Source organism: Paenibacillus sp. fava2 (assembly GCF_058313675.1).
On record NZ_CM177755.1, the window covers coordinates 658,750 to 682,500 of the forward strand.

At 52.8% G+C, this 23,751-nt stretch carries 16 protein-coding genes, 1 rRNA gene and 3 riboswitches (1 of these 20 only partly in view); of the genes, 13 read left to right on the forward strand and 4 right to left on the reverse strand.

Annotation, left to right across the window (positions count from 1 at the left end):
- Window positions 1-38: 38 nt before the first annotated feature.
- A complete protein-coding gene (locus tag AC4G46_RS03050; protein WP_491126633.1) occupies window positions 39-1,001 on the reverse strand; it encodes a helix-turn-helix transcriptional regulator in 963 nt (320 codons plus the stop codon).
- 156 nt (window positions 1,002-1,157) lie between these two features.
- Between AC4G46_RS03050 and AC4G46_RS03055 the strand changes: the two genes are divergently transcribed.
- Window positions 1,158-2,486 carry an MFS transporter gene (locus tag AC4G46_RS03055; RefSeq protein WP_491126634.1) on the forward strand — a complete coding sequence of 443 codons (1,329 nt, stop codon included), beginning with the start codon at window positions 1,158-1,160 and terminating at the stop codon, window positions 2,484-2,486.
- A gap of 103 nt (window positions 2,487-2,589) precedes the next feature.
- Here AC4G46_RS03055 and AC4G46_RS03060 read toward each other — a convergent pair whose 3' ends face one another.
- Window positions 2,590-3,258, reverse strand: a complete 669-nt coding sequence (locus AC4G46_RS03060; protein WP_491128776.1) for a DedA family protein — start codon at window positions 3,256-3,258, stop codon at window positions 2,590-2,592.
- 107 nt (window positions 3,259-3,365) lie between these two features.
- Between AC4G46_RS03060 and AC4G46_RS03065 the strand changes: the two genes are divergently transcribed.
- From AC4G46_RS03065 to guaA, 4 genes are all read left to right on the forward strand, one after another.
- Complete coding sequence (locus AC4G46_RS03065; protein WP_491126635.1) at window positions 3,366-4,760, forward strand: polysaccharide deacetylase family protein; 1,395 nt, start codon at window positions 3,366-3,368, stop codon at window positions 4,758-4,760.
- Between the two features lie 173 nt (window positions 4,761-4,933).
- Entirely contained in the window at window positions 4,934-6,313 is a 1,380-nt protein-coding gene (locus tag AC4G46_RS03070) for a DUF58 domain-containing protein (RefSeq protein WP_491126636.1), read from the forward strand.
- Window positions 6,282-8,765 (forward strand): transglutaminase domain-containing protein, encoded by a 2,484-nt coding sequence (locus AC4G46_RS03075; protein WP_491126637.1) that lies wholly within the window; start codon window positions 6,282-6,284, stop codon window positions 8,763-8,765. Before AC4G46_RS03070 ends, AC4G46_RS03075 begins: the two co-directional genes overlap by 32 nt.
- Before the next feature lie 212 nt (window positions 8,766-8,977).
- Window positions 8,978-10,516 carry a glutamine-hydrolyzing GMP synthase gene (guaA, locus tag AC4G46_RS03080; RefSeq protein WP_491126638.1) on the forward strand — a complete coding sequence of 513 codons (1,539 nt, stop codon included), beginning with the start codon at window positions 8,978-8,980 and terminating at the stop codon, window positions 10,514-10,516.
- 211 nt (window positions 10,517-10,727) lie between these two features.
- Here guaA and AC4G46_RS03085 read toward each other — a convergent pair whose 3' ends face one another.
- Together AC4G46_RS03085 and AC4G46_RS03090 are read right to left on the reverse strand one after the other, a co-directional pair.
- Window positions 10,728-11,237 (reverse strand): DUF3278 domain-containing protein, encoded by a 510-nt coding sequence (locus AC4G46_RS03085; protein ID WP_491126639.1) that lies wholly within the window; start codon window positions 11,235-11,237, stop codon window positions 10,728-10,730.
- Window positions 11,227-11,430, reverse strand: a complete 204-nt coding sequence (locus AC4G46_RS03090; protein ID WP_090715213.1) for a helix-turn-helix transcriptional regulator — start codon at window positions 11,428-11,430, stop codon at window positions 11,227-11,229. The genes AC4G46_RS03085 and AC4G46_RS03090 overlap by 11 nt, the downstream gene beginning before the upstream one ends.
- 248 nt (window positions 11,431-11,678) lie before the next feature.
- A riboswitch (purine riboswitch) is annotated at window positions 11,679-11,778 on the forward strand.
- Window positions 11,779-11,902: 124 nt separating this feature from the next.
- Here AC4G46_RS03090 and AC4G46_RS03095 point away from each other — a divergent pair.
- The 8 genes from AC4G46_RS03095 to AC4G46_RS03130 all read left to right on the forward strand — a co-directional run.
- Entirely contained in the window at window positions 11,903-13,303 is a 1,401-nt protein-coding gene (locus tag AC4G46_RS03095) for an NCS2 family permease (protein ID WP_491126640.1), read from the forward strand.
- A gap of 268 nt (window positions 13,304-13,571) precedes the next feature.
- Window positions 13,572-15,581, forward strand: coding sequence for a glycosyltransferase family 39 protein (locus AC4G46_RS03100; protein WP_491126641.1), 2,010 nt, complete (start codon window positions 13,572-13,574; stop codon window positions 15,579-15,581).
- Complete coding sequence (locus AC4G46_RS03105) at window positions 15,578-19,396, forward strand: glycosyltransferase family 39 protein (protein ID WP_491126642.1); 3,819 nt, start codon at window positions 15,578-15,580, stop codon at window positions 19,394-19,396. Before AC4G46_RS03100 ends, AC4G46_RS03105 begins: the two co-directional genes overlap by 4 nt.
- A gap of 101 nt (window positions 19,397-19,497) precedes the next feature.
- Window positions 19,498-20,475, forward strand: coding sequence for a glycosyltransferase family 2 protein (locus AC4G46_RS03110; RefSeq protein ID WP_491126643.1), 978 nt, complete (start codon window positions 19,498-19,500; stop codon window positions 20,473-20,475).
- Window positions 20,465-20,866, forward strand: coding sequence for a GtrA family protein (locus tag AC4G46_RS03115; protein WP_491126644.1), 402 nt, complete (start codon window positions 20,465-20,467; stop codon window positions 20,864-20,866). The genes AC4G46_RS03110 and AC4G46_RS03115 overlap by 11 nt, the downstream gene beginning before the upstream one ends.
- Window positions 20,867-20,918: 52 nt before the next feature.
- On the forward strand, window positions 20,919-21,569 hold the full coding sequence (locus AC4G46_RS03120; protein ID WP_491126645.1) for a class D sortase: 651 nt from the start codon (window positions 20,919-20,921) through the stop codon (window positions 21,567-21,569).
- Between the two features lie 120 nt (window positions 21,570-21,689).
- A riboswitch (cyclic di-GMP riboswitch) is annotated at window positions 21,690-21,770 on the forward strand.
- 74 nt (window positions 21,771-21,844) lie between these two features.
- Window positions 21,845-21,925: riboswitch (cyclic di-GMP riboswitch) on the forward strand.
- A gap of 13 nt (window positions 21,926-21,938) precedes the next feature.
- Window positions 21,939-22,748, forward strand: a complete 810-nt coding sequence (locus tag AC4G46_RS03125) for a transglutaminase-like domain-containing protein (RefSeq protein ID WP_491126646.1) — start codon at window positions 21,939-21,941, stop codon at window positions 22,746-22,748.
- A gap of 408 nt (window positions 22,749-23,156) precedes the next feature.
- Window positions 23,157-23,751 (forward strand): 16S ribosomal RNA (locus AC4G46_RS03130) (it continues 953 nt past the right edge of the window).

Genomic DNA, 23,751 nt, shown 5'->3' on the forward strand with positions numbered 1-23,751 from the left:
AAGATCCTGCCTACCTGAATTATAAATGAAAACAGTCATCAAGTCGGTGATCTTGCGGGCTGTGAGGGGGAATTATAGACAGCGGCAATGCCGGCGGCTATTTCGCCCAGTCTGCGCCGGATATGCTCCGGCTCCAGCACTTCGGCTAAGGGCCCAAAGCCGAGAAGGAAGCCGTAGAGCCAATTATCCTCAGGGTAATAGATGGTCACTGTATAGCCGCCGTCTCCGTCCGGATGCAGCTCGCTGCAGTCAAAATAGTCTTCCGCAAGATGCCTGCCTGCAGCCGGAAAATACAGCACAACCGGCGTTGTGCCTGAAGGGTCAGCCCAGCCGCTGCTCCAGGGCAGCTCCTTCACAGGAATGTCCTGACGGACATACCTGCGCTCCTCCTTGACCAGTGATTTCATGCGGAGCAGCTTGAACAGCCTGAAATCGCCGCGCTCCGTGCAGAAGCCATACAAGTACCACGACTGGCCTTTGAGCACCAGTGTGTAAGGCTCTACCGAGCGCTGGCTTACTGCACCGCTGGCAGCAACATATTCGAAAGTGACAGCTGCCGCTTCCTCCAGCGCCTCCTTGAGCAGCGTCAGCCGTTCCTCCAGCGGCCCCTGCATTCCCCAGGGGGAGAAATCGACAACCAGCTGGGCGGTTTTGCTGCGGAAGGCGGCGGATTGGGAGGGGGGGATGACACTGCTGATTTTTTCCATGAGCAGCGAATGCTCACCCCCGCCATAGGAGGACACGCTCTGAAGTGCGGTAAAAATATCAGCCAGCTCATGCTCGGTCAGCAGGTTGCGGTCAAGCCGGTACCCTTCCATTAATCCGATTCCGCCGCCTGCACCCTGGTATGTTACGACCGGGATTCCGGCTCCGTTAATGCTTTCAATATCACGGTAGATGGTGCGCACGGATACCTCGAACATATCAGCAAGCTCCTTGGCCTGGATCAGGGGACGGTTAATCAGAAGGATCACGATGGAGAGCAGGCGGTCAATTTTCACGGAAGGACACCTCTTATCAATAAATTAATTCCGGCATAGCGGTCAACAATCATTTTATATTTTGCGCAGGGGAAAGAAAAGAAGGCATTGCCATCGCCAGCACATTCGATTAATATCTAATTAGATATTATATTAATTAGATTGCGGGGGTTTGCAATGAACATAAGGATTGCCGGTCCGGGCCTGTGGCAGCTGAAGGGCTACTCCAGATTATTTGCTGCCGGGCTGGTCAACGGAATCGGTGACCGTTTCAGCAGTGTAGCAATGCTAGCGCTCGTCCTGCAGCTGACGGGATCAGGAATGGCTGTAGGAATCTCGCTTGGAGTCAGAGTGCTGCCTTATTTGTTTATGGCCCCTCTGGGGGGATTGCTGGCAGCCAGGCTGCCGCGCAAGGCAATTATGATTGCCGTAGATCTGCTGCGTGTACCGGTCGCACTGTCTTTTCTGCTGGTGGACGGGGAAGATAGGCTGTGGCTGCTGTATGCCGGAAGTTTTATTATGGCTGCCGGAGAGGCAGTATACAGTCCTGTACGCAAATCCTCCATTCCGCTGCTCGCGGATGCCTCCGCGCTGCTGAAGATAAACAGTCTGGAGCAGCTGATGAACGGCAGCGTACTGATCCTCGGCGCCTTTATCGGCGGTGTGGTATCACTATGGTTCGGACCCGATATGGCTTTTGTCATGAATGCACTGTCCTTCCTGGCAGCGGCTGTGCTCCTGTGGGGAATTTCGTTTCCGCAGCCTGAGGCGGCGGGCAGGGCAACACGCAACAGGCTTGAGGCTGCCGTAGAGTCTGCGGACGGAGAAAGAGGAGCGGATGGTGAGTCTGTGAAGGGAGAGCAGACTGACAAAGGCCGTCTGCAGACCCTTAAATTTGTGGCCCGGGGCAGTCTGGCGCTGCAGATTGTAATCGCCTATGAGCTTCTGGTGCCGGTGATCAACGGGTGGGATAATGTGCTGATCAGTGTATATGCGGTGCAGGAGTTTCATGCCGGGGATGCCGGAGTGGGCGCATTCTATGCAGCGCTTGGAATTGGGCTGAGCCTCAGCTATTTCGCGGGAAGGCTGCTGAAAAGGCGGCTGCTGGCAGCAGCGCTCACCGGACTTCTGCTGGAGGGAATCCTGCTGATGGCCATCAGCAGCAGCGGGAGTTTCCTGCAGGCATTTTTCCTGTACATCCTGCTCGCTCTGGCCGGCGGCGCCGGAAATGCCTGCCTGGATACATTAGTCATGCGCGAAACGCCGCCCCGGCTGCAGCCGGTTGTTTTTGGCATGCTGTCTGCCGCCAGCGGCACGCTGCTGGGCCTGTCCATGCTCGGGGCAGGCTGGATGCTGGATTATGTGGAGCCAAGAATGCTCGGCTTTGCGGGCGGAGCCGGATTCGCAGTCATCGCGCTGCTGCTGGCCGGATATGCCGCCTTGCGTGCAAGAATGGGCATTGCCGTTGGCGTTACCGATAGAAGAGGGAGAGCAGATGAAGGGTGAGAAGGGGGAACCTTTCAACGAGGAACAGTGCGTGCAGGCCAACAGCCGCTGCGTATAACGGGAATTTTCCGGAGCAGGGCTGTTTTTTTATACAAAGTGTGATTTAGCGCTCCTTGGATGTTTCTTTCAGCTTGGTCTTCCGTTCAAGCTCAGGACTGCGCCGCAATACCCGGACAGTCAGGATACGCCGGTAGCGAATCAGGATAATCAGAGCGGCAAGGGCTGCAACACCGGAGACAATCCAGAGTGCGTACAGCTCGAACAGGTGGAAGATGCCCATCCACTGCGGGCCGAACACTTTTCCGATACCGAGAAACAGGATGACCCAGATCAGGGCCCCGCCGTAGGCGTACAAAGCGAACTTCCGGAAGGGCAGGGCGATAATGCCGGCAAAGTAGCCGGTAAAATGCCGGACGCCGGGAATAAAATATCCGATGGAAATCAGGAAGCTCCCGTAACGCTCGAACCAGCGCTGTGTTTTATCCAGTTTGGCCGGCGAGAACAGGAACCATTTACCGTATCGCTGGATGAAGGGAAGCCCTGCTTTTAGCCCGATAAAATAAGTGATTGTCATGCCTGCAGTCGTCCCTGCAAAAGCGACAACAACCAGAGTCAGAAAATCGAGCCTTCCGGTATAAGAGAGGAACCCGGCGAAGGCCATTGTGGTTTCCCCCGGAAAAGGCAGTGCCACAAATTCCAGCAAAAGCCCAAAGAACAGCACATTATAGCCATAATTGGCGAACAGCTCCTGTATCCACTTCAGCATTTCCATAATAAAGTCACTCTCCAAAGGCAGCGCGCCTAATTCTATTTCGATGCTTGTCTTCATACAATCTACCAACCAGGTGTCAAGCCAATAGAATGCTGGAGGTAGAGAAGATGAACGGTAGCAAAAGAACCCTGATCCGCCGGATGGCCATCCGCGGGTTGCTTGCTATGGCTGTTGTACTATTTGTTTTGACCGGTTGGGGCGTACAATCCTTCCCTGACCGGAAGTCTGTCCCTATGCAGGCCGGTGTTGCCGTATCTGTTCTCTCTAAGAATAATCTTCCGGCTGCCGTGACGCAAGATTTGAGCGCTCCGGCTGTACTCCGTCAGAATCGTACAAATATGAATACAGACCGGATGGTACAAGCCTCAGGTATAGAGCCGGTTACTTCGGCACAGCAGAAGGGGACTGCCGCAGCCGCGGTACAGAAGATCAATAAAAAGACAGGGCAGAAAACGGTCTACCTCACCTTTGATGACGGCCCCAGCAATGTCACACCGGCTGTGCTGGAGATTCTGCGGAAGCAGGATGTAAAGGCGACTTTTTTTGTACTGGGGCAGCAGGCCAAAAGTCATCCAGAACTGATCAATGCCATCTGGGAGCAGGGGCATGTCATCGGCAATCATACCTATAATCATAATTACCATGATTTATATAGCGGATTCACGGAATTCTGGAGCCAGATCAAACAGACTGAAGAGGTAGTGCGGGAAATAACAGGCATCCGGCCTCAGCTGGTACGCGCACCGGGCGGTACATACGGGCATTTTGACGCTACTTATTTCGAGCTGTTAAAAGAAGCAGGATACACGGTTATGGACTGGACCGTGGACAGCGGGGATTCCAAAAGAAAGGGTGTACCGGCGGCGGAAATCCTGCAGGAGTCAGTATCGCTGCAGGGCTCACGGATTATTCTGCTGCTCCATGACGGGGCAGGCCATGCGGAGAGCGCCAAGGCGCTGCCGGAAATTATTGCCCGGTATAAGGCAGCAGGTTACAGCTTCGGTGTACTGGATGCAGACCAGGAGCCGGTACAGTTCAGAGTGTCAGCTGCTGCGGCAGCGGCAGGGCGGACCAAACCGTCTGCGGCCTGGATCGCCTCGAATATTGTACCGAATGCAGGACTGTTCGGGCCGGGCAAGCCGCTCATACTGGAAGTGGGCAAACTGGAAGCGAAGCTGGACCCGGGGGAATTCAGAATCAGTAACGGCCAATATATAGTTCCGCTAAGGGCGGTAATTGAGCGGTTAGGAGGGCGGGTCGGCTGGGATACGGTCAGCCGGAGCGGCAGCGTGTACTGGAACGGCCGTGAGGTGAATGCGGATGCCCGGAATAAGCGCCTTACCCTAACTACGGATGGAGGGACTCTTATAACCAGGAGCTCGGATATAGAGCTGATCGGCTCTGCCCTGTGGCTTCCGCTGCGTGATCTGCTTGAGGAGGCGGGCCATCCGCTGCTGGAGGTTAACGTAACGGCAGAGGAACGGCGGGTAAAGGCGCTTTGAACATTTGAAAATGAAAATAACACCCCTTATTGTCGAAAAGAGATCGGGGGTTTGGGCACCCTTTTACGTGGGAAGAATAGACAATAGTAGGCTCTTGTGTGCCGCACTGCGGCATACACCAGAGCTAGTCTATGACCACAAAGGAAGGGTGCCGATTGTCCTCTTCATCACTAATGGAGCAAACGCCCGAAAAGCGTTCATCTGACGTCCAGGGACTGTTGTTCCGCCGGAGCCGCAGCATTGCTGCGGAGTGGCTCCGGATGCTGGCAGTTACCCTTGTTCTCGGAGTCTTATATGTTTGGCGGGGTGGAGCCTCGCTGCTGTTTCTGCTGATCGCCAGCGGACTGCTGATGGGCGGGGGGCTCCTGCTGCAGGCCTTCGGGCCGCGGCGGTTCAGAATCACACGCAGCATCACCCCGGGCCGTCCGGTAGCCGGGGACAGCCTGCTTGTCGACGTGCAGGTCAGCTTCGCGACCCGGCTTCCGGTTCCCTGGATGATCATAACCGATTATTGGGGAGGGGGCTGGCACCGGGAGCTGCTGTTCCCCGGCTTCCGGCGTTCCTTCCGGTATTCTTACAGGCTTAGCGAGGTACCCCGGGGGATTCACCGGCTGTACGGCAGCCGTGTAAGCTGGGGAGATCCGGCAGGGCTGTTCACCGGGGAGAGCCGGCTTGAAGCCCGGGAGAGCCTTAAGGTGCTTCCCAAACCGCTCTATACCGGTGCGGGTCTGCCGGAGAGCAGCCGCAAGAACGGGGAAATGCTGCTGAAACGGGGAAGCAGCGGCGGGGAGGCTGCGGATATCCGCCATTATGTACCGGGTGATCCGCTGAACCGGATCCACTGGAAGAGCAGCGCCAGCAAGGGGACGCTGCAGAGCCGGGTGCCGGAGAAGGAAGAGGGGGGGATGTCCTGTATAGTGCTGGCCAACTGTCCGGAGGATTATGAGATTCCCTTCAGCGCCTTGTCGCCGCGCAGCCAGCGGGATAAGGTAAATCCGGCCTTTGAGCGGGCGGTCTCTGCAGCGATGGGACTGCTGCTCTCCGCTGAGCGCAGAGGAGGCTATGTCCAGCTGTTTACCGGAGGCTGGCCTGAAGGGATGGCCAGACATGAGGGACTGGGCAAAATCCCCGGCAGGGTACAGGATATGCTTACTGAAATTACGCCCGGCGGAACACGGAGTCTCAGCCGGCTGCTGGAGGATGCATCGCAGCACTGGATTCCCGGCATGACAGTGGCTGTCATTACCGGACGGCTGGAGGAGGAAGCGGCCCGGACGCTTGCCCGGTTTCTGGTGCAGGGCGTGAAGGTGGAACTGTACTATGTATGGGATCAGCCTGCCCCGCAGTCTGAAAGCGCAGCCGCGGGAGCTCTGAAAAACCAGGCCTCAGCGGGGCAGCGGGCAGGAGGCTACAAGCCGTATGCGGCAGGGACCATCAGCGGCAGCCTGGCCCGGCTGGGAGCAAGGCTGTACTGTCTGGATCAAACGGCTGTGCCTGAATGGAAGAAGGAGGGGGAGGCACATGAATTTCCGGGAAAACCCACACTGGGGTAGTCCGCTGCAGAGTGGTACCGGGATCACCACGCCTTCCCCTCCCGGCTTCGGCGGAGACGGGCAAAGCCTGAGGGCGGTGTCTGCCTCCGCACACCGCCCGGATATACAACCAACCGAGAACAGCCAGAACGGTAACGGAGACAGCAATCCTCTGTACTACCGTCTGCTGTTCTCTTTGGCTATTATGGGCATGTTCATCAGCTGGCTGATGCCGCTGCATCAGTCCGTACCGGCAGCGGATACAGTGGAGCTTCTGGAGCTGCTGATGCTTGCGGCAGGAGTGCTGCTCCTGTGGGGCAGCTTCCGCGTTCCCGCCGTGCTGCAATTCTGTCTACAATTTGTCCTGATTGCCCTGACCTGGTACATTGCCTGCGACAGAAATGAAGGCCCGCACTGGCTTGGAGCTTATGCGGCAGGGATTCCCGGGGATGCTGCACGGATGTTTACCGGCAGAGTGTCGGAGCTGAGCGAGGACAGCCGCCTGCTTATTCTGGTTCTGGGCTGGGGCCTGCTGGTTGCCTCGGTACAGCAGCTGGCGCTGTACCGAGGGACCACCACTCTGTTTACAGCTGTAACTGCAGGCTATCTCATTGTGCTTGATATTATTTTTGGTATTAATACAACAGGAAGTATAGTAGCGGCCGCCGTGCTGACGCTCTGGATGCGGGGGCTGGCCGGCCTGCAGCAGCTCAGGGAGCAGACGGCTCAGAGAAGGCTGCCGTATTACAGCTGGGCAGGCTTTACACTGCTCGCGGCTACCCTGCTGGCAGCAGCAGCCTGGGCGGGCGGGCAGCTGTACGGGCCTCGTCCGGCTACACCCGTAACGCTGCAGCCGGTGATGGAGCAGCTGAAGCATTGGGCCGAAAGCGGAATTTCAAGCCGTACAGGGAAGGAACCGTCTTCCGCCGGCGCTACGGGAACCACCGGGTATGGGACCGGTGAGGGTGAGCTTGGAGCGCCGCTGACTCCAGGCACGGCACCTGTTTTTACAGCAACCGTCAGCGGTCCGGTATACTGGCGGGGGGAAAGCATGGCCTATTACGACGGGCGCCGCTGGATCCGGGAGGGCATTATGTATGAGCCGCTTAATCTGACGGCTCTTCCTTCGGACGAAATGGCTGCTGCGTTGGCTGCGGATTCATCCGGCCGCCGGACACTGGCTCAGCAGATTAAGCTTGCCGATCCTGTATCGGGCGGCCAGCCGCTGTTCAGTGCAGGCATGGTAGCTGATGTCGGGCAGGTGGACCTGACGGATGGAAGCAGGCTTGGTTATGTGCTGACGAATCCGGAGAAGGACCGCTTCCGTCTGCCCGTAACTGCCGGCTCAGCCGCAATCACAGCCTATGAGGTTCAATCGTTGCTGCCGGAGAGTGATCCCGCAGTGCTGCGCGGGCTGAATGACCAGGATCCGCAGGATATCACCGGTCAATATCTGCAACTTCCGGCAAATCTTCCCGGACGGGTCACCGCACTTGCTGCAGAGCTTACGTCCGGAGCGGAGAACCGGTATGATGCCGCCGAAGCGGTCCGCAGCTACCTTAGCAGCAGCTATCCCTACACGCTGGATACCCGGATTCCGCCGGCAGAGGCAGATTTCGTGGATGATTTCCTGTTCACTGCCAGGCAGGGCTACTGCGTCCATTTTGCTTCGGCGATGACGGTCCTGCTGCGCAGCAGCGGCATTCCGGCCCGCTATGTGCAGGGCTACGGGCCCGGCACTTCTGAGCGCGGGCGCTTTCTTATTACCCAGGCGGATGCCCATGCCTGGGTCGAAGTGTACTTCCCCGGCGCGGGCTGGGTCCCCTTCGACCCTACGCCGGGGGCGTCCTTCGCCGCCGCAGGCCCGGCGGCGGCAGCTGCAGCGGCGCTGGCCCCCGCGCCGCAGAAGGACCCTGCGTCCGCGCGCAGCATCGCGGACGGGCTGCCCGCCCTGCCGCAGGCGGGCGGGACCCCGGCGCCGCCCGCTGCCGCGGCGGCGCTGCTGCTCGCCGCCGCCTGGCGCTGGCGGCGGAGCCTGGCCCTGCTGCCGGCGCTGCGCCGCGGCAGCAGGGGCCGGGAGCGGCAGCTGCGCGCAGCCGCGCTGGCCTGGCGGGGCCTGGCGGCGCGGTACGGGGCGCCGCCGCCGGGGGTGACGGCCAGGGAGTACGCCGCCTCCCTGGCCATAGAGGACACGCGGCTGCGCGCCGCGGTCCGGCAGTTTGTATGCCAGTGGGAAGCTCTGGCATACAGCGCCGCTGCGCCTCCCGACACCGCATCCCCTGATGCCCAGTGTCCGGGTTCCGCGTTATCCGCTGCGCCGGCGTACCGCAGCTCGCTAACACGCTCCGCCGCCTTACCGGGTAACGATCCGGTATGCGAAAGCCTGCATGCTCCCGATCCTTCTGCGCCGCAGGACGAAGAAGCTGCTGATTTTATCAGCCGGTGTCTGGTCATTACTTTCCGGCTGGCGTAATCTGCAGCGGCGGCCTTTTGCCTGCGGGCGTTGGGGGGGGGCGTGTCTGGACAGCTTTACCAGCAGGGGACGGCGGTTTTTCCATTCTGTTAAATCTCCTTGCTGCTGCTGGACTTTACCGCCCAAAAGCACTTAAATTGCCTGTCCTCCTTTCCTTGACGGTGAGAATTAACCATGAGTATAATGAATCCAATAATCAAGGGAGGCACGTAATGAACAAGCCAAATGAAATGATCGTCGTTCTCGATTTTGGAGGACAGTATAACCAACTTATCGCGCGCAGAATCCGGGACCTGGGGGTATACAGCGAGCTTCTGCCGTACAATACACCAGTAGAGAAGATTAAGGCACTTTCACCTAAGGGGATTGTTTTCTCCGGTGGTCCAAGCAGTGTATATGCTGAGGATGCTCCGCATGTAGATCCGGCTGTATACGAGCTGGGCCTGCCGATTTTCGGGATTTGCTACGGCATGCAGCTGATGGCACATCAGCAGGGCGGAAAAGTAGAACGTGCAGCCAAGCGTGAATACGGCAAAGCAGACGTAGACTTCCAGCCTGGATCGGTGCTTGCCGCAGGTCTTGACGGCAGCCAGACCGTATGGATGAGCCACGGTGACCATGTAGTTGAGCTTCCGGGCGGCTTCAAGCTGGATGCCGGTACCGAGAGTGCTCCGATCGCGGCAATGAGCTATGACGAGAAAAAGTTCTACGCGGTACAGTTCCACCCGGAAGTGCGCCACTCCGTGAACGGCAACGAGATGATTTCTAACTTCCTGTATGAGGTGTGCGGCTGTGAAGGCAACTGGACGATGGAGTCCTTCATCGAGGATGCCATTAAGGATATCCAGGATAAAGTCGGTGACAAAAAAGTACTGTGCGCACTTAGCGGCGGTGTAGATTCCTCTGTTGTAGCCATGCTGATTCACCGCGCTATCGGCGATCAGCTGACCTGTATGTTTATCGACCACGGTCTGCTCCGTAAAGGTGAAGCTGAGAGCGTAATGGAAACCTTTGTCGGCAAATTTGATATTAACGTAATCAAAATTGATGCCCGCGACCGCTTCCTCGGCAAGCTGGCCGGCGTATCCGATCCTGAACAGAAGCGCAAGATCATCGGCAACGAATTCATCTATTGCTTCGACGAAGAATCGGCCAAGCTGGGCGACTTCGCCTTCCTGGCTCAAGGTACGCTGTATACGGACATCGTAGAGAGCGGAACTGCGACTGCGCAGACCATCAAGTCGCATCACAATGTCGGAGGTCTGCCGGAAGACATGAAGTTCAGCCTGATCGAGCCGCTAAATACCCTGTTCAAGGATGAAGTCCGCAAGCTGGGTGAAGAGCTGGGCATGCCTCACGCGATTGTATGGCGCCAGCCGTTCCCGGGTCCGGGACTTGCGATCCGTGTACTGGGTGAAGTTACAGAAGAGAAGTTGCAGATCGTTCGTGATTCCGACTACATTCTGCGCGAGGAAATCGCCAAAGCCGGTCTGGACCGCGAAATCTGGCAGTATTTCACGGCACTTCCGAACATGAAGAGCGTGGGTGTTATGGGGGATGAGCGTACTTATTCCTATACCGTTGGTATCCGTGCCGTTACTTCCATCGACGGAATGACTGCAGACTGGGCCCGTATCCCATGGGATGTGCTCGAGAAAATCTCCGTCCGCATCGTCAACGAAGTCGACAACGTTAACCGTATCGTCTACGACGTAACCTCCAAGCCACCAGCAACGATTGAGTGGGAATAGATCAAAAAAAGCTGAAAGCCCATATTCATTGGGTTTTCAGCTTTTTTTTAAAGTTTACTTGAAGATTTATAACGACACAGCAGCAACTATTTTTGCAATTACTATATCTAATTGATCTTCAATCCGTTCAGGAATACTTTCTTCTATGTTGAGGAGTTTGTCCTGATATTTTACTCGTAACAAGTATGTATGTATGTATTTCCGGGCTGTGCTAGCTTATTTTTTTAACATTTCTTTTTTGAAAAAAGTAGGTAACGGCACCAAAGGCTGCACCGCCGATAAACCAGATAAGAAGGGAGAACCAATGGATTTCGAGCTCTTCCCCGGCCAAAGCCGGAAACAGGAACTCCATTAGGATTAACATGGTAAAGCCCCACTGGATACCTGCAAGGGTGAATTTTTTCCGCAATGTTGAGATGGTTTTCTTATAATCTGCTTCAATGTCATACTCGGTTTCTGCAATTCCGGTTTTTCGGAGTCTGAACAGGATATAGTAGGATACGAGCTGATTCACTATAAATAAAGCAATAGTGCCAAAGGTAAAGGTGCGGTTTATCGTATCGACAATCAAACTGATCAGCATAAGAGCGGTTGTCAAGTAAAAAGCATACATACAGGCACCGGCAAGTATCTTATAAATTTCCCCCTGCTGATACTCATCCCTCTCGTCCAGATAGCCGATAAAGGGCTTCAGCATTCTTTTCTCCAAATTACTCAGCATGATGATTAACCTCCCAAAAAAGTGTGTTCAGATCAGTGTCCAGAGCCTTGGCCAGCTTAATGCATAAATCCAGTGAGGGATTGTACTTGTCATTTTCAATCAGGTTGACCGTCTGCCGGGCGACTCCAATCTCTTTTGACAGGGCAAGCTGTGACAAGCCTGACAGCTTTCTGTATTCTGCAACCCTGTTCATAAGCCCCTCCTTGAAAGTCATATATATGTGACTTAATTTGTATTGTCATCTTAGCTGCATTTTTTCGGAATGTCAATTATATATGACAAAAGAAAAGGGAAAGCTAATTTAGGCGTCAGAAAAAAAGCGGCCTTCACCTTGTACTACATTCATAAAAACGCCTCATTTACGAACAATAACGAAAACATTACGTCCAATGTTCGTATTTACCATTGACAAGTCATGTGAGTTACACCTAAAATATAAAAGCGTTGAGCAACAAAATTATTCGTATAATTCCGGGAATCGGCCTGGAAGTTTCTACGAGGTCACCGTAATGACCTGGCTACGATTAAAAAGAGCGATTCCATAAGAACCTTCGGCTGTGAGCTGGAGGGAGATGAGGGACCTTCTCTTTTTTCGGGCCGGTGTCGATCAGATGCCGGCTTTTCTGTGGGCTCATACACAACATACACCTTAGGGGGAGAAACAATTGAACCGCTTTTTCAAATTGAAAGAAAACGGCACTACCGTACGTACAGAGATCATGGCCGGTATTACTACCTTTATGGCAATGGCCTACATCCTGTCGGTTAACCCGGGTACGCTGACTGCTTTTGGCCGCATCGACATGGGCTGGTATTCCGTATTCCTGGCAACAGCGCTGGCAGCAGGTATTTTCACAATTGCCATGGGTTTGTTCATTAACTTCCCGGTTGCGCTGGCACCTGGTATGGGCCTTAATGCATACTTTGCTTCCGTAGTACTCGCTTCACAGACTACTGATCACCCGTTCACCTGGCAGATGGGTCTGACCGCCGTATTCATTTCCGGTCTGATCTTCATTCTCCTTACGGTTACCAGAGTCCGGCAGATATTGCTTACTGCAATTCCGGACAGCCTCAAGCATGCCATTACAGTTGGTATCGGGATGTTCATCACGATTATCGGTCTCAAGAACAGCGGACTGATGACAATCGGCGTTGAAGCCGGCAGCGACATTCCTGCTAATAAATTTACAGACGTTCTGTCCTTCGAGACAGTCATTCATATGGGCAGCCTGGAAAACACCAATGTCCAGCTCGTTATTATCGGCCTTCTGCTGATCGCTATTCTGATGGTGCTGCAGGTACGCGGCGCAATTCTGTTCGGTATTCTTGGTACAACGCTTGTAGCTATTCTGATGGGTGCCGTTGATTTTGGTTCCCTGAGCAGCCCGCAAACCCCTTGGGTTCCGGATTTCACCCAGCTGAACTTCATGGAATTTGACTGGGACGGCATCATGCATACCGGTATCGTATCCGCAATCGCCACCTTTACTTTCGTAGAGCTGTTTGATACTTTCGGCACACTGGTAGGTACTGCTGAGCGTGCAGGTATTATGAAGAACAAAGAAGAAGGCAAGAGACGTGTCGGTAACGCAATGTTCGTAGATGCGATTGCTGTAACAGGCGGTGCAATGCTCGGTACTTCCACTACTACTGCTTATGTAGAAAGTGCTGCGGGTGTTGCTGAAGGCGGACGTACAGGTCTTACTGCCGTAACAACCGGTGTTTGCTTCCTGCTTGCATTGTTCCTGGCTCCGGTAGTTGCCCTGATTCCAGGTTCGGCTACTGCTGCTGCTCTGATCGTTGTCGGTGTCCTTATGGCCCAGTCGATCCGCGAAATTGATTTTCAGGATATGGTTTACGCTATTCCGGCCTTCCTGACCTTTGCGATTATGCCGTTTACTTACAACATCGCTAACGGAATCTCGTTCGGTATCGTTACTTATGTAATCCTGGCTTGTGTAGCCAACATTGCCGGCAAAAAGAAATATGATATCCACTGGATGATGTGGGTACTGGCAGTTCTGATTGTTATGCGTTATGTATTCTTCGGCAGCGCAGGCTAAGAACAACCCCATTTAATAGAACAGCATGACAGCTCCTTCAGGGATGAGGGGGCTGTTTTTTTGTAAATATAAGGATTTATATGTTTCACGCTATAAATCATCCTTATATTTCTCGCAGAAACGGCTACCGTCCTGTTTAGGACGGCTAAGCCGTTTCTACTTGTTATTCCGGCTTTCCGGCTCTTTTTGGCCCATTCCTGAACAAAGCGTATTCGCGGTCTTTCCATCACCCAGTATTTAGATTATATTGTTGAAGAGGTGATGTAAGTTGTCCGGCATCCTAAACAGAATGGTTAATTCCTGCAAAAATAACCCCTGGCCGCTGCTGCTGTTCGTGCTCGGGGCGATTGTAAGGATAGTGTACATAGGTTCGGTTCCGCCCGGCCTGAACCAGGATGAGGCTTCTATCGGTTATGATGCTTACGCAATTCTGCATTATGGAATAGACCGTAACGGTGTTCAATTGCCTGTTCATCTGATTGCCTGGGGCAGTGGGCAAAACGCTTTATATGCCTATCTGTCCATGCCGTTTATCCTGTTGTTCGGATTGACTCCGCTGTCGGTGAGGGCGCTGAGTGTCATCATGGGACTTGCCGGAATGGTTTTCTTCTATTTAATAATGAAACGGATTTTCCTTTCCAGGGCGGCAGGCATAGCTGCCATGTTCTTTATAGCCATTAACCCGTGGCATATTATGATGTCGAGGTGGGCGCTGGAGTCCAATTTATTTCCGACTTTGATTTTGATTGCAGTATACTTCCTTATGCGTTCGGTTCAATCTGCCGATTCCCGCTGGACTTATGCTTTTACTGCTGTACTGGCTTTATCTTTATATGCATACGGAACGGCCTATTTCTTTGTTCCTGTGTTTGCTGCGGGGACGGCAATTCTTCTATTATATTGCAGGGTGCTTAAAGTGCGGACGCTTGCGTGGAATGCTCTGCTATTTGTATTGCTGTCCCTGCCCATATTATTATTTATAGTAATTAATCATTACGAGGGCCTGCAGGCGATCGCCACGCCGCTGTTTTCTGTCCCGAAGCTTACTATGCCGCGGGTGGAACAAATCTCCTCTGTTTTTGGCGGACAATTGCTGCAGATGGCTGCGGCGAATTTCCGTGAATTCCTTTCTATTATCTGGAGCGGAAGCGACGGTCTGCCATGGAACTCCTTATCATGGTACGGTTATGCTTATCCGCTTGCCCTGCCGTTTGCGCTCGTCGGACTTATCGTCATGGCAAGTACGGCCTGGAAGAACCGGCGCAAGGGAGCGGAACAGGGAATTATTCTGCTCTGGCTGCTGTCAGCAGTACTTATGGCCTTTATCACCACTGTTAACATTAACCGGATCAACATTGTTTTTATTCCGCTGGTTATGCTCTCTGCGGCAGGCTTCATCTGGCTCTATTCCCGTATAAAAATGGTTGCCATTCTTTCTGCTGCTGCCTTTACAGTCATGTTCGGCCTGTTTATCAGCGAATATTTCGGGGAATATCCGGACAGAATCGGCCCCAGCTTTTACGAATCTGCCGGAGAGGCGATACAGTATGCTTCCGGGCATACCACCGGAAATATTTACGTAACCGACGAAATCAATATGCCCTATATCTTCGTCTTGTTTTATGAGAGAATCAGCCCCCGTGACTTCATGGACTCGGTCGTTTACTCTAATCCCGGCGGTGCATTTCAGCAGGTCTCATCGTTTGGCAGATACAGATTCGGCAGATATGATGTACTGGAAGGAAATTCAGCATATGTTGTCAGCAATCACTCAGGGGTACCGGCAGCTGCTGCTGGAGATTATACCGTGAAGCAGTTTGCTAACTATACGGTAATAATTACCGGGGATTCTGCTGCAGAGGAAGTTCCCTTGAGTACGGCAGTGAATCATGAACTGATTAACGGAGGCTTTGAGGAAGGCCCGGCTGGCTGGGAGTTTTCTGCGGGAACGGGAGTTGCCGGCAATAATCCGTACTCGGGGAGCCTATTAGCCTATCTGGATGCAGGGGCGGACAAAACCGTCAGCCAGAGCTTCAGTGTCCAGTCTGAGCCGGGAGAATATGTATTGACCGTTATGGCAAGCGCCGGCGGCAGCGGAGGAAAGATCGGACTGCTCGTGAACGGCAGCCTGCAGGCTGAAGCGGAACTGACAGCAGGGGATGCGTACCATGAGATACGGCTTCCGGCTGTGGCTCTTAAACAGGGAGATCAGGCAGAAATTATTATAACCGGCGGGAACGGCTGGATTAACATTGATGAGGTGAGGTTGGAACGATGAAAAATCTACGCACGGCCGCAGTCTTTATGTTCATGCTGCTGATGTTCGTATTTCCGGTAACCAGCATTTATGCAGAGGGGAATCTGCTGCAAAATCCGGGATTTGAAGACGGAGAGGACGGGGCACCGGCGGGCTGGACGAAGGATGCCTGGATTGCCGGAGACGGCTCAGGGATTCTCTCTGTTCAGTCTGAGGAGGTTCATTCCGGCAGCAAAGCGGCTGTCATTGAGAATCTTGAACCGAATCATCTGAAATGGGTCCAGACGGTTACTGTCACACCGGGAAGCTACTACAAGATTTCCGGGTATATCAAAGTTGCCAGCATTGCCGGCGAAGGCTTCGGGGCCAATATCTTTCCGGTCGGCGTCGGCGGCGGGTACCCGGCAACGACAGATACCGGAGGGGATTGGCAATATCTTGAGTTTATCGGCCAGACCGGAAGCGAACAGACCGAGCTTGCCGTCGGAGCGGCCCTTGGCGGCTATGCCAACCTTATTCAAGGGAAAGCCTATTTCGATGACCTGTCTGTAGAAAAGCTGGAGGCTCTTCCCGAAGGGGCAGGCTTCATTTCACTGGACAGCGGAGCGGCTGCGCCTGCCGATAACGGTGGTGCAGAAGCTGTGCCCCACAAAGTCTCGCCGGCCAAAATCCTGCTGATTTCAGCCGTATTCAGTGTATTTTTTGCCCTTCTGTATAATAGAGGACTGCGCAGTAACAAACTGCTGGCCCAGCCGGATGTCGTGTACACGAGATGGCTGTATGTCGCCTTCGCGGGTGCCTTTATACTGCGGATCTGGATTGGCATCACTGCACAGGGTTATGAGAATGATATGAATACCTTCATTGCCTGGGGGCAGCGTCTTGTGGACAAAGGACCCGGCGGATTCTATGAGAAAGGCTACTTTGCGGACTATCCGCCCGGTTACCTGTACATATTATATCTGCTGAGCGCCATCCGCGGCCTGTTTGGCCTGACGCATGGTTTAGCGGGAGAAATGCTGCTCTTCAAAATGCCGGCGATCCTCTCGGATCTGGTGCTCGCCGGCCTCATTTACAAGATCGGACGCAAGAAGCTCGGCGGCGGAATGGCTACCGGCCTGATGCTGCTCTACCTGTTCAATCCGGCTGTGCTGATGGATTCAGCCGCCTGGGGCCAGGCAGATTCCTTCTTTATGATCTTCCTGCTGCTCAGCATAATGGGGGCTGCTAACAAAACCTTTGTCCGCTCAGCCATTTTCTTCGCCATTGCTGTGCTTGTTAAACCGCAGGCGCTGATCTTTACTCCTGTCCTGATGTTTGCCTTCTATCATCACCGGGCCTGGAAGCAGCTTGCTATGGGTGCGCTGTACGGGCTGGGGATCTTTGCCCTGCTGGCAGCCCCGTTCTTCTGGAACAACGGCGGCTTCATCGGGCTGATTAATTTGTATAAGAGCACTTTATCGTCCTACCCGTACTCCACGGTTAATGCGTTTAACCTGTATGCACTCACGGGTCCGATGTGGTCGGCTATGGATGTGACATGGCTGGGTATTACTTACCGCGTCTGGGGCTTTATTTTCATCCTGGCCGCTGTAGCAGCAGCGACCTATTATTCATTCCGCAAAGACCGTAAGGACCTGTCCAAATCTTATTTCATCGCTATTGTGCTGATTGCCGTCGTGTTTGTACTGGGCACTAAAATGCATGAGCGTTATATCTATCCGGCCCTTATTCTCTCTCTGTTCAGTTATATGGAGAGCAGGGACCGCCGCTTCCTGACGCTGTTCCTGGGCTTTACGCTGACGCAATATATCAATGTCGGCTATACCCTGGCTCATCTCAATGCCGGCGGCAACCCGCCGACCGACGGTATTGTACTGGTTACGTCGATTGCCAATCTCGGTTTGCTGGTCTATACGCTGTATACCGGGTATATGGTATATATCCGCAAACAGATCAAGCCGCTGGCACCCCCGGATACTGATGCTGAGAAGTATGCTGCCGATCTGGCGCTTGCTGAAGGAATACGTCCGCTGGAGAGCAAAGGGAAGCCACGGTTCAGACTACAGCGCAAAGACTGGATCTGGATGCTGGCCATTACAGCAGTCTATACAGCTATTGCTCTCGTGAATCTCGGTTCAACCAAGGCGCCGGAAACGTTGTGGGAGCCTGCGGCCAGCGGTGAAAGCTTCTATGTCGATCTAGGCCAGAGCAGACAGCTGGAGCGTGTGAATATATTCGGAGGTGTAGGCACAGGCAAGTTCAAGCTGGAATTCAGTGAGACCCCTGACGTCTGGGGCAGCCCGCTGGATATAAGCGAGGATGTGGGCAATGTCTTCATTTGGAAAAGCCAGCCGTTAAATGTAGCGGCAAGGTATGTGAAGCTGACCGTTACCACGCCAGGCTTTACCTTGAATGAGATAGCCTTTTATGAACAGGGGGGCGGCACAGCCACGCTTCCTGTTGCCGGTGTGACACCGGGTGCCGGGGCAGCAGCCAAGAGAGGCGAGCCTGCCAATCTGTTTGACGAGCAATCGCTGGTTCCGGAACATTCGAATTTCATGAACAGCACCTATTTTGACGAAATTTATCATGCCCGGACTGCGTATGAGCATTTCCACGGGATCGTTGCCTATGAAAATACCCATCCGCCGCTCGGTAAAATTCTGATTGGAGTAGGCATGGAGCTGTTTGGCGTTAATCCGTTCGGCTGGCGCATCATCGGTACCCTGTTCGGGGTTGCCATGCTGCCGCTTATCTATATGATGGGCCTGCGGCTGTTCGGGAGAACCAGGTACGCCGCTTTGTCCGCAGGGCTTTTTGCTCTGGATTTCATGCATTTTACCCAGACGCGCATCTCAACGATCGACGTCTACGGTGTATTCTTCATCATGCTGATGTTCTATTTCATGCAGCGCTATTTTACAATGAATTTCTACCGTGTTCCGCTGCGCAAAACCCTGGTGCCGCTGTTCTGGTCAGGCCTTTTCTTCGGAATCGGAGTCGCCTCCAAGTGGATTGTGCTGTATGGCGGTGCCGGACTGGCGGTTATGCTCGCATTGTCCCTGTTTGACCGCTATAAGGAATACCGGGCAGCCGGGCGCATGCTTGGGGAAGGCAAGCTCGGTGATCAGGAGATTAAGACAGCCTGCCGGACAGCCGACAGCTCCTTCTGGAAGAATACGATCATTACATTGGCCAGCTGCGTTGTGTTCTTCGTAATTATTCCTGCTGTAGTCTACAGCCTGTCCTTTATACCGGTGCTGTCCGTTACGGCAGAAGGTTATACCATTAAAGGGCTTATTGATGCCCAAAAAAATATGTATAACTATCACAGCCAGCTGGTAGCCACGCATCCGTTCTCCTCCTCCTGGTGGGAATGGCCGTTTATGAAACGTCCGGTATGGTTCTTCAGCGGTGGAGAAGGGCTGCCTGAGGGCAGGGTGAGCAGTATTGTTACTATCGGCAATCCGCTGATCTGGTGGACCGGGATTTTTGCGATGCTTGGAACAGTATGGCTTACAATCAAGCGCAAAGAGAAGAGTCTGTATATGCTCTGGATCGCCTTTTTCTCACAGTATGTGCCTTGGATGCTCGTTCCGCGCGAGACGTTCCTGTATCACTATTTTGCAATGGTGCCGTTCATGATCCTGGCTATTGTTTATGTTATGAAGCTGCTCGACAGCAAGGTTCCCGGAGCCGCCAAAATCCGTTATGCTTATGTGGCCCTAGCCGCAGTGCTCTTTATCACGTTCTATCCGGTACTGTCAGGAATGCAGGTTAGTGCCGATTATGTAAATATTGTGCTGCGCTGGTTCCCTTCCTGGGTGTTCTAGGGGCCAGCGGGCTAAGTAACTAAGCGTATGCTTTCGAAGCAAGTTTTGTACGAAGTAATACAGGGAAGCCCATGCTTATAAAACTTTTAGGAGGAAACAGGGTGAAAGCCAGATACAGTGTAGTTGTCCCGATGTACAATGAGGAGGAAGTCATTCAGCATACGTATGAGCGCCTAAAGAAGGTTATGGACGAATGCGGTGATTCCTACGAGCTGGTCTTCGTCAACGATGGCAGCCGTGACCGTACAGCTGAGATTATGCGCGGGATCAGCAGCCGTGATGAGCATGTCAAGCTGATTGACTTCTCGCGAAATTTCGGGCATCAGGTCGCGATTACCGCCGGGATGGACTATGCTGAAGGGCAGGCGGTGGTGGTCATCGATGCCGACCTTCAGGACCCGCCGGAGGTTATCCTGCAGATGATTGCGAAATGGAAGGAAGGCTACGAGGTTGTCTATGCCAAGCGGCTTAAACGCCATGGGGAGACGCTGTTCAAGAAGGTAACCGCCAAGCTCTTTTACCGTCTGCTGAGCAGCATGACGAGCGTGGAGATTCCGACTGATACAGGCGATTTCCGGCTGATTGACCGCAAAGTATGCGATGTGCTGCGCGGCCTGAAGGAGAAAAATCGTTATGTCCGGGGGCTGGTAAGCTGGGTAGGCTTCCGCCAGACGATGGTCGAATATGTGCGTGAGGAGCGTTTTGCCGGAGAAACTAAGTATCCGCTGAAGAAAATGGTCCGGTTTGCGCTGGACGGCATCACCTCCTTTTCCCATAAACCGCTCAAAATAGCATCCTATGTCGGATTCTTTTTGGCCTTCTCCAGTTTCTTATATCTCTTCTTCATCTTGTTTCAGAAGCTGTTCACGACGTGGGCAGTTCCCGGCTGGACCTCTATTGTCGGCGTCAATCTGCTATTTAACGGCATCGTGCTGATGCTGCTGGGGGTAATCGGAGAATACATCGGACGGATCTATGATGAATCCAAAGACCGGCCGCTGTATATTGTAAGGGAAACGAGAGGGTACGAGGACGGAGAATATCCGGACCTACGGGAAGGCAAACGTTATGAAAAGTAACAGACTGAACGCTGGGTTTATCCAGTTCCTAAAGTTCAACGCCGTAGGTTTGCTTAATACCTTGATAGATTTTGCAGTATTTACACTGCTGCATTCACTGGGGATGATGAACGCTCCAGCGCAGGTCATTTCTTATAGTGCAGGGACAGCGAATAGTTTTTTCTGGAACAAAAAGGTGACCTTTCGTGACCGGGCAACTAACCAGCGCGGCTCTGACCGTCTCCAGCTGGTGAGGTTTATCATCCTCAATCTGGCCGTGCTGGGTATTTCGGTGCTGCTGATGCATTTTCTGACGGACAGCTTCGGCATTCAGGTGCTGATAGCCAAGGTGTTCGTTACGTTCGTAACGGTAATTATCAACTTTTTCGGAAGCCGTATGTGGGTGTTCTAGGCAATTACCCGGACAGGGACTGCCCTGTTCAAGAATATAAAGGGGGATGTTCATGCGCAAGTTTTCCTATTTGATTATTTTGGCGGGCGTCCTTATTATGCTGTATCCCAAAGCAAGCGAGTGGTACAACGACAGGCAGCAGGCTAAACTGCTGGAGGAAGCTGAACAAGCCTACAGCGAACTGGCACCAACAGCCGGACCGGATCTGCAAAAGCCCTATGCGGAGGTGACCCAGCTGCTGGCTGAAGAGTCGGTGCAGGAGGAGGAGGTACAGCCTTCTGCGGAGCCCGTTGAAGAGATTGCTGTGGGCGGCAAAATCACCGGAATCATTGAGATTGACCGGATCGATCTGAAGCTTCCTGTTCTTGAAGGTGCGACAAAGGCGAATATGAAGCATGCTGCCGCCCATATGAAGGAGACGGCTCCGCTGGGTGAGGTAGGCAATGCGGCTATAGCTGCGCACAGATCCAGAACAGCCGGCAGGCTTTTTAACAGGCTGGATGAAGTAAAGATCGGGGACACCATCAAGATAAAGACGAGTGCAGAGGAGTATCAGTACGTAGTATATGATATTTCTATAGTGGAGCCGACGGATGTGTCGGTGTTGAACGGCAATGGGGAAGATAAAATCCTGACCCTAATCACCTGTGATCCGCTGGTTAACCCGACTCACCGGCTGATTATTCATGCTAAGCTTTCTTGAAAACAGACAAAAAAGGATTCAGCGCGAATTAACGAAAATTTTATTGAAAAATGCTGAAATTCTAGTAAAATAGGTCTTGTATCTGGGCGAATATATGGTAGTATATAACTATAAAAGCACACACGATAACGGCAAACCTATCGAAAGGTAGGGACGCAAAGCTAAAGGGCCTTCCCGTAAGGATGGCAGCCAGCTACCGAATGAAGGGCTTTTTTTGTTGGCTATTCAATCCAAAATCTAGTATTTTTGGTAGATTAAGAGATAGATAAAGCTGCACACGATAATGGCAAACCTATCGAAAGGTAGGGACGCAAAGCTAGAGGGCCTTCCCGTAAGGATGGCAGCCAGCTACCGAAAGGAGTTTTATCCATGAAAAAATTTTATTTCATGCTGTTAACATTGTTCGTAGTTGTCACTTCCGTTCAGACAAGCACAGCTTCAGCTGCAACTGCAGACTCAAGCTGGTTGAATACATCGAAGCTCGATCAAGGTGTTGTTGCAGTATCCTATGATGTACCTGCTGACAAACGTATCAAGGTTATGATTACGAAAGACGGCAACAGCTATACTTACAATCTGTATGCTTCCCAGTCGACAGAATCCTTCCCGCTGCAGCAAGGCAACGGCACTTATAAAGTATCTGTTCTTGAGAACACAACCGGTAACAAATATAAAGTGGTGTCTTCCGAAGATGTTGAGCTTAAACTCAGCAATGCTAACGCCGTATACTTGAGCTCCGTACAGAACGTGAAATGGACCTCTTCCGATAAAGCAGTACTGAAAGCTAAACAGCTTACAAAAGGCTTGACTACAGATGAAGCTAAGGTAAAAGCGATCTATAACTACATCGTAGCAAATGTTAAGTATGACAACGCATTGGCTGCTACTGTAACACCGGACTATATTCCTAACAATGACAGCACACTGCTCTCCAATAAAGGCATTTGCTATGACTATGCTTCCTTGTTCGCTACTATGCTTCGCAGTGAAGGCATTCCAACAAAGCTTGTAATGGGTAACACAAGCTATGTATCGACATATCATGCTTGGAATGAAGTTCTGCTTAATGGCAAATGGGTAACAATTGATACTACAGTTGACGCTGGCCTGGCTAAAAACAACAAAGACGTTGGCCTGACTAAAGTTGCGAGCAAATATAGCGCTGCTAAATTCTACTAAGAACCATGATAATACGGTGACATTGAGACAACCTGCTAATATAATTTAGCAGGTTGTCTTTTTTTTGATTAAGGGGTTGCTTTTTGTCAGTGATGTGGGGTATTATAGGTAAGCGTTGTTAGAGCGCGTCAAAGTTTGACTGAAATTGATTGAAAAATGGATTTCAAAAAAAAAGCTTGCGCTTCTGAAACAAACGTGATATTATATAAGAGTTGCTGCTGACGAGAACATCGAAAGCGACAACGAGCTTGATCTTTGAAAACTGAACAACGAGTGAGTATCGGAATTCACTTCGGTGATTCCAAAACTGATGATTTTCGCAGCGTCTTGTACGCTTTAGAAATTCATCTTGAGAATGTAAATTCTCGTCAGATGTTTCAAAATGAGCGAATCGCTCTTTTCAATACTTTATTGGAGAGTTTGATCCTGGCTCAGGACGAACGCTGGCGGCGTGCCTAATACATGCAAGTCGAGCGGAGCTTATCCTTCGGGGTGAGCTTAGCGGCGGACGGGTGAGTAACACGTAGGCAACCTGCCCCTTAGCCTGGGATAACTACCGGAAACGGTAGCTAATACCGGATAATCCCTTTCCTCGCCTGAGGGAAGGATAAAAGGCGGAGCAATCTGTCGATAAGGGATGGGCCTGCGGCGCATTAGCTAGTTGGTGAGGTAACGGCTCACCAAGGCGACGATGCGTAGCCGACCTGAGAGGGTGAACGGCCACACTGGGACTGAGACACGGCCCAGACTCCTACGGGAGGCAGCAGTAGGGAATCTTCCGCAATGGGCGAAAGCCTGACGGAGCAACGCCGCGTGAGTGATGAAGGTTTTCGGATCGTAAAGCTCTGTTGCCAGGGAAGAACGTCCGGTAGAGTAACTGCTACCGGAGTGACGGTACCTGAGAAGAAAGCCCCGGCTAACTACGTGCCAGCAGCCGCGGTAATACGTAGGGGGCAAGCGTTGTCCGGAATTATTGGGCGTAAAGCGCGCGCAGGCGGCTATT

Excerpts from the sequence above, each read along its gene's own strand:
- AC4G46_RS03120 (WP_491126645.1), top strand. The coding sequence starts at position 20,919 with ATGCGCAAGTTTTCCTATTTGATTATTTTGGCGGGCGTCCTTATTATG.
- AC4G46_RS03060 (WP_491128776.1), bottom strand. The coding sequence starts at position 3,258 with ATGGAAATGCTGAAGTGGATACAGGAGCTGTTCGCCAATTATGGCTAT.
- AC4G46_RS03065 (WP_491126635.1), top strand. The coding sequence starts at position 3,366 with ATGAACGGTAGCAAAAGAACCCTGATCCGCCGGATGGCCATCCGCGGG.
- AC4G46_RS03090 (WP_090715213.1), bottom strand. The coding sequence starts at position 11,430 with ATGAACAGGGTTGCAGAATACAGAAAGCTGTCAGGCTTGTCACAGCTT.
- guaA (WP_491126638.1), top strand. The coding sequence starts at position 8,978 with ATGAACAAGCCAAATGAAATGATCGTCGTTCTCGATTTTGGAGGACAG.
- AC4G46_RS03125 (WP_491126646.1), top strand. The coding sequence starts at position 21,939 with ATGAAAAAATTTTATTTCATGCTGTTAACATTGTTCGTAGTTGTCACT.
- AC4G46_RS03075 (WP_491126637.1), top strand. The coding sequence starts at position 6,282 with ATGAATTTCCGGGAAAACCCACACTGGGGTAGTCCGCTGCAGAGTGGT.
- AC4G46_RS03105 (WP_491126642.1), top strand. The coding sequence starts at position 15,578 with ATGAAAAATCTACGCACGGCCGCAGTCTTTATGTTCATGCTGCTGATG.
- AC4G46_RS03055 (WP_491126634.1), top strand. The coding sequence starts at position 1,158 with ATGAACATAAGGATTGCCGGTCCGGGCCTGTGGCAGCTGAAGGGCTAC.
- AC4G46_RS03070 (WP_491126636.1), top strand. The coding sequence starts at position 4,934 with ATGGAGCAAACGCCCGAAAAGCGTTCATCTGACGTCCAGGGACTGTTG.
- AC4G46_RS03115 (WP_491126644.1), top strand. The coding sequence starts at position 20,465 with ATGAAAAGTAACAGACTGAACGCTGGGTTTATCCAGTTCCTAAAGTTC.
- AC4G46_RS03085 (WP_491126639.1), bottom strand. The coding sequence starts at position 11,237 with ATGCTGAGTAATTTGGAGAAAAGAATGCTGAAGCCCTTTATCGGCTAT.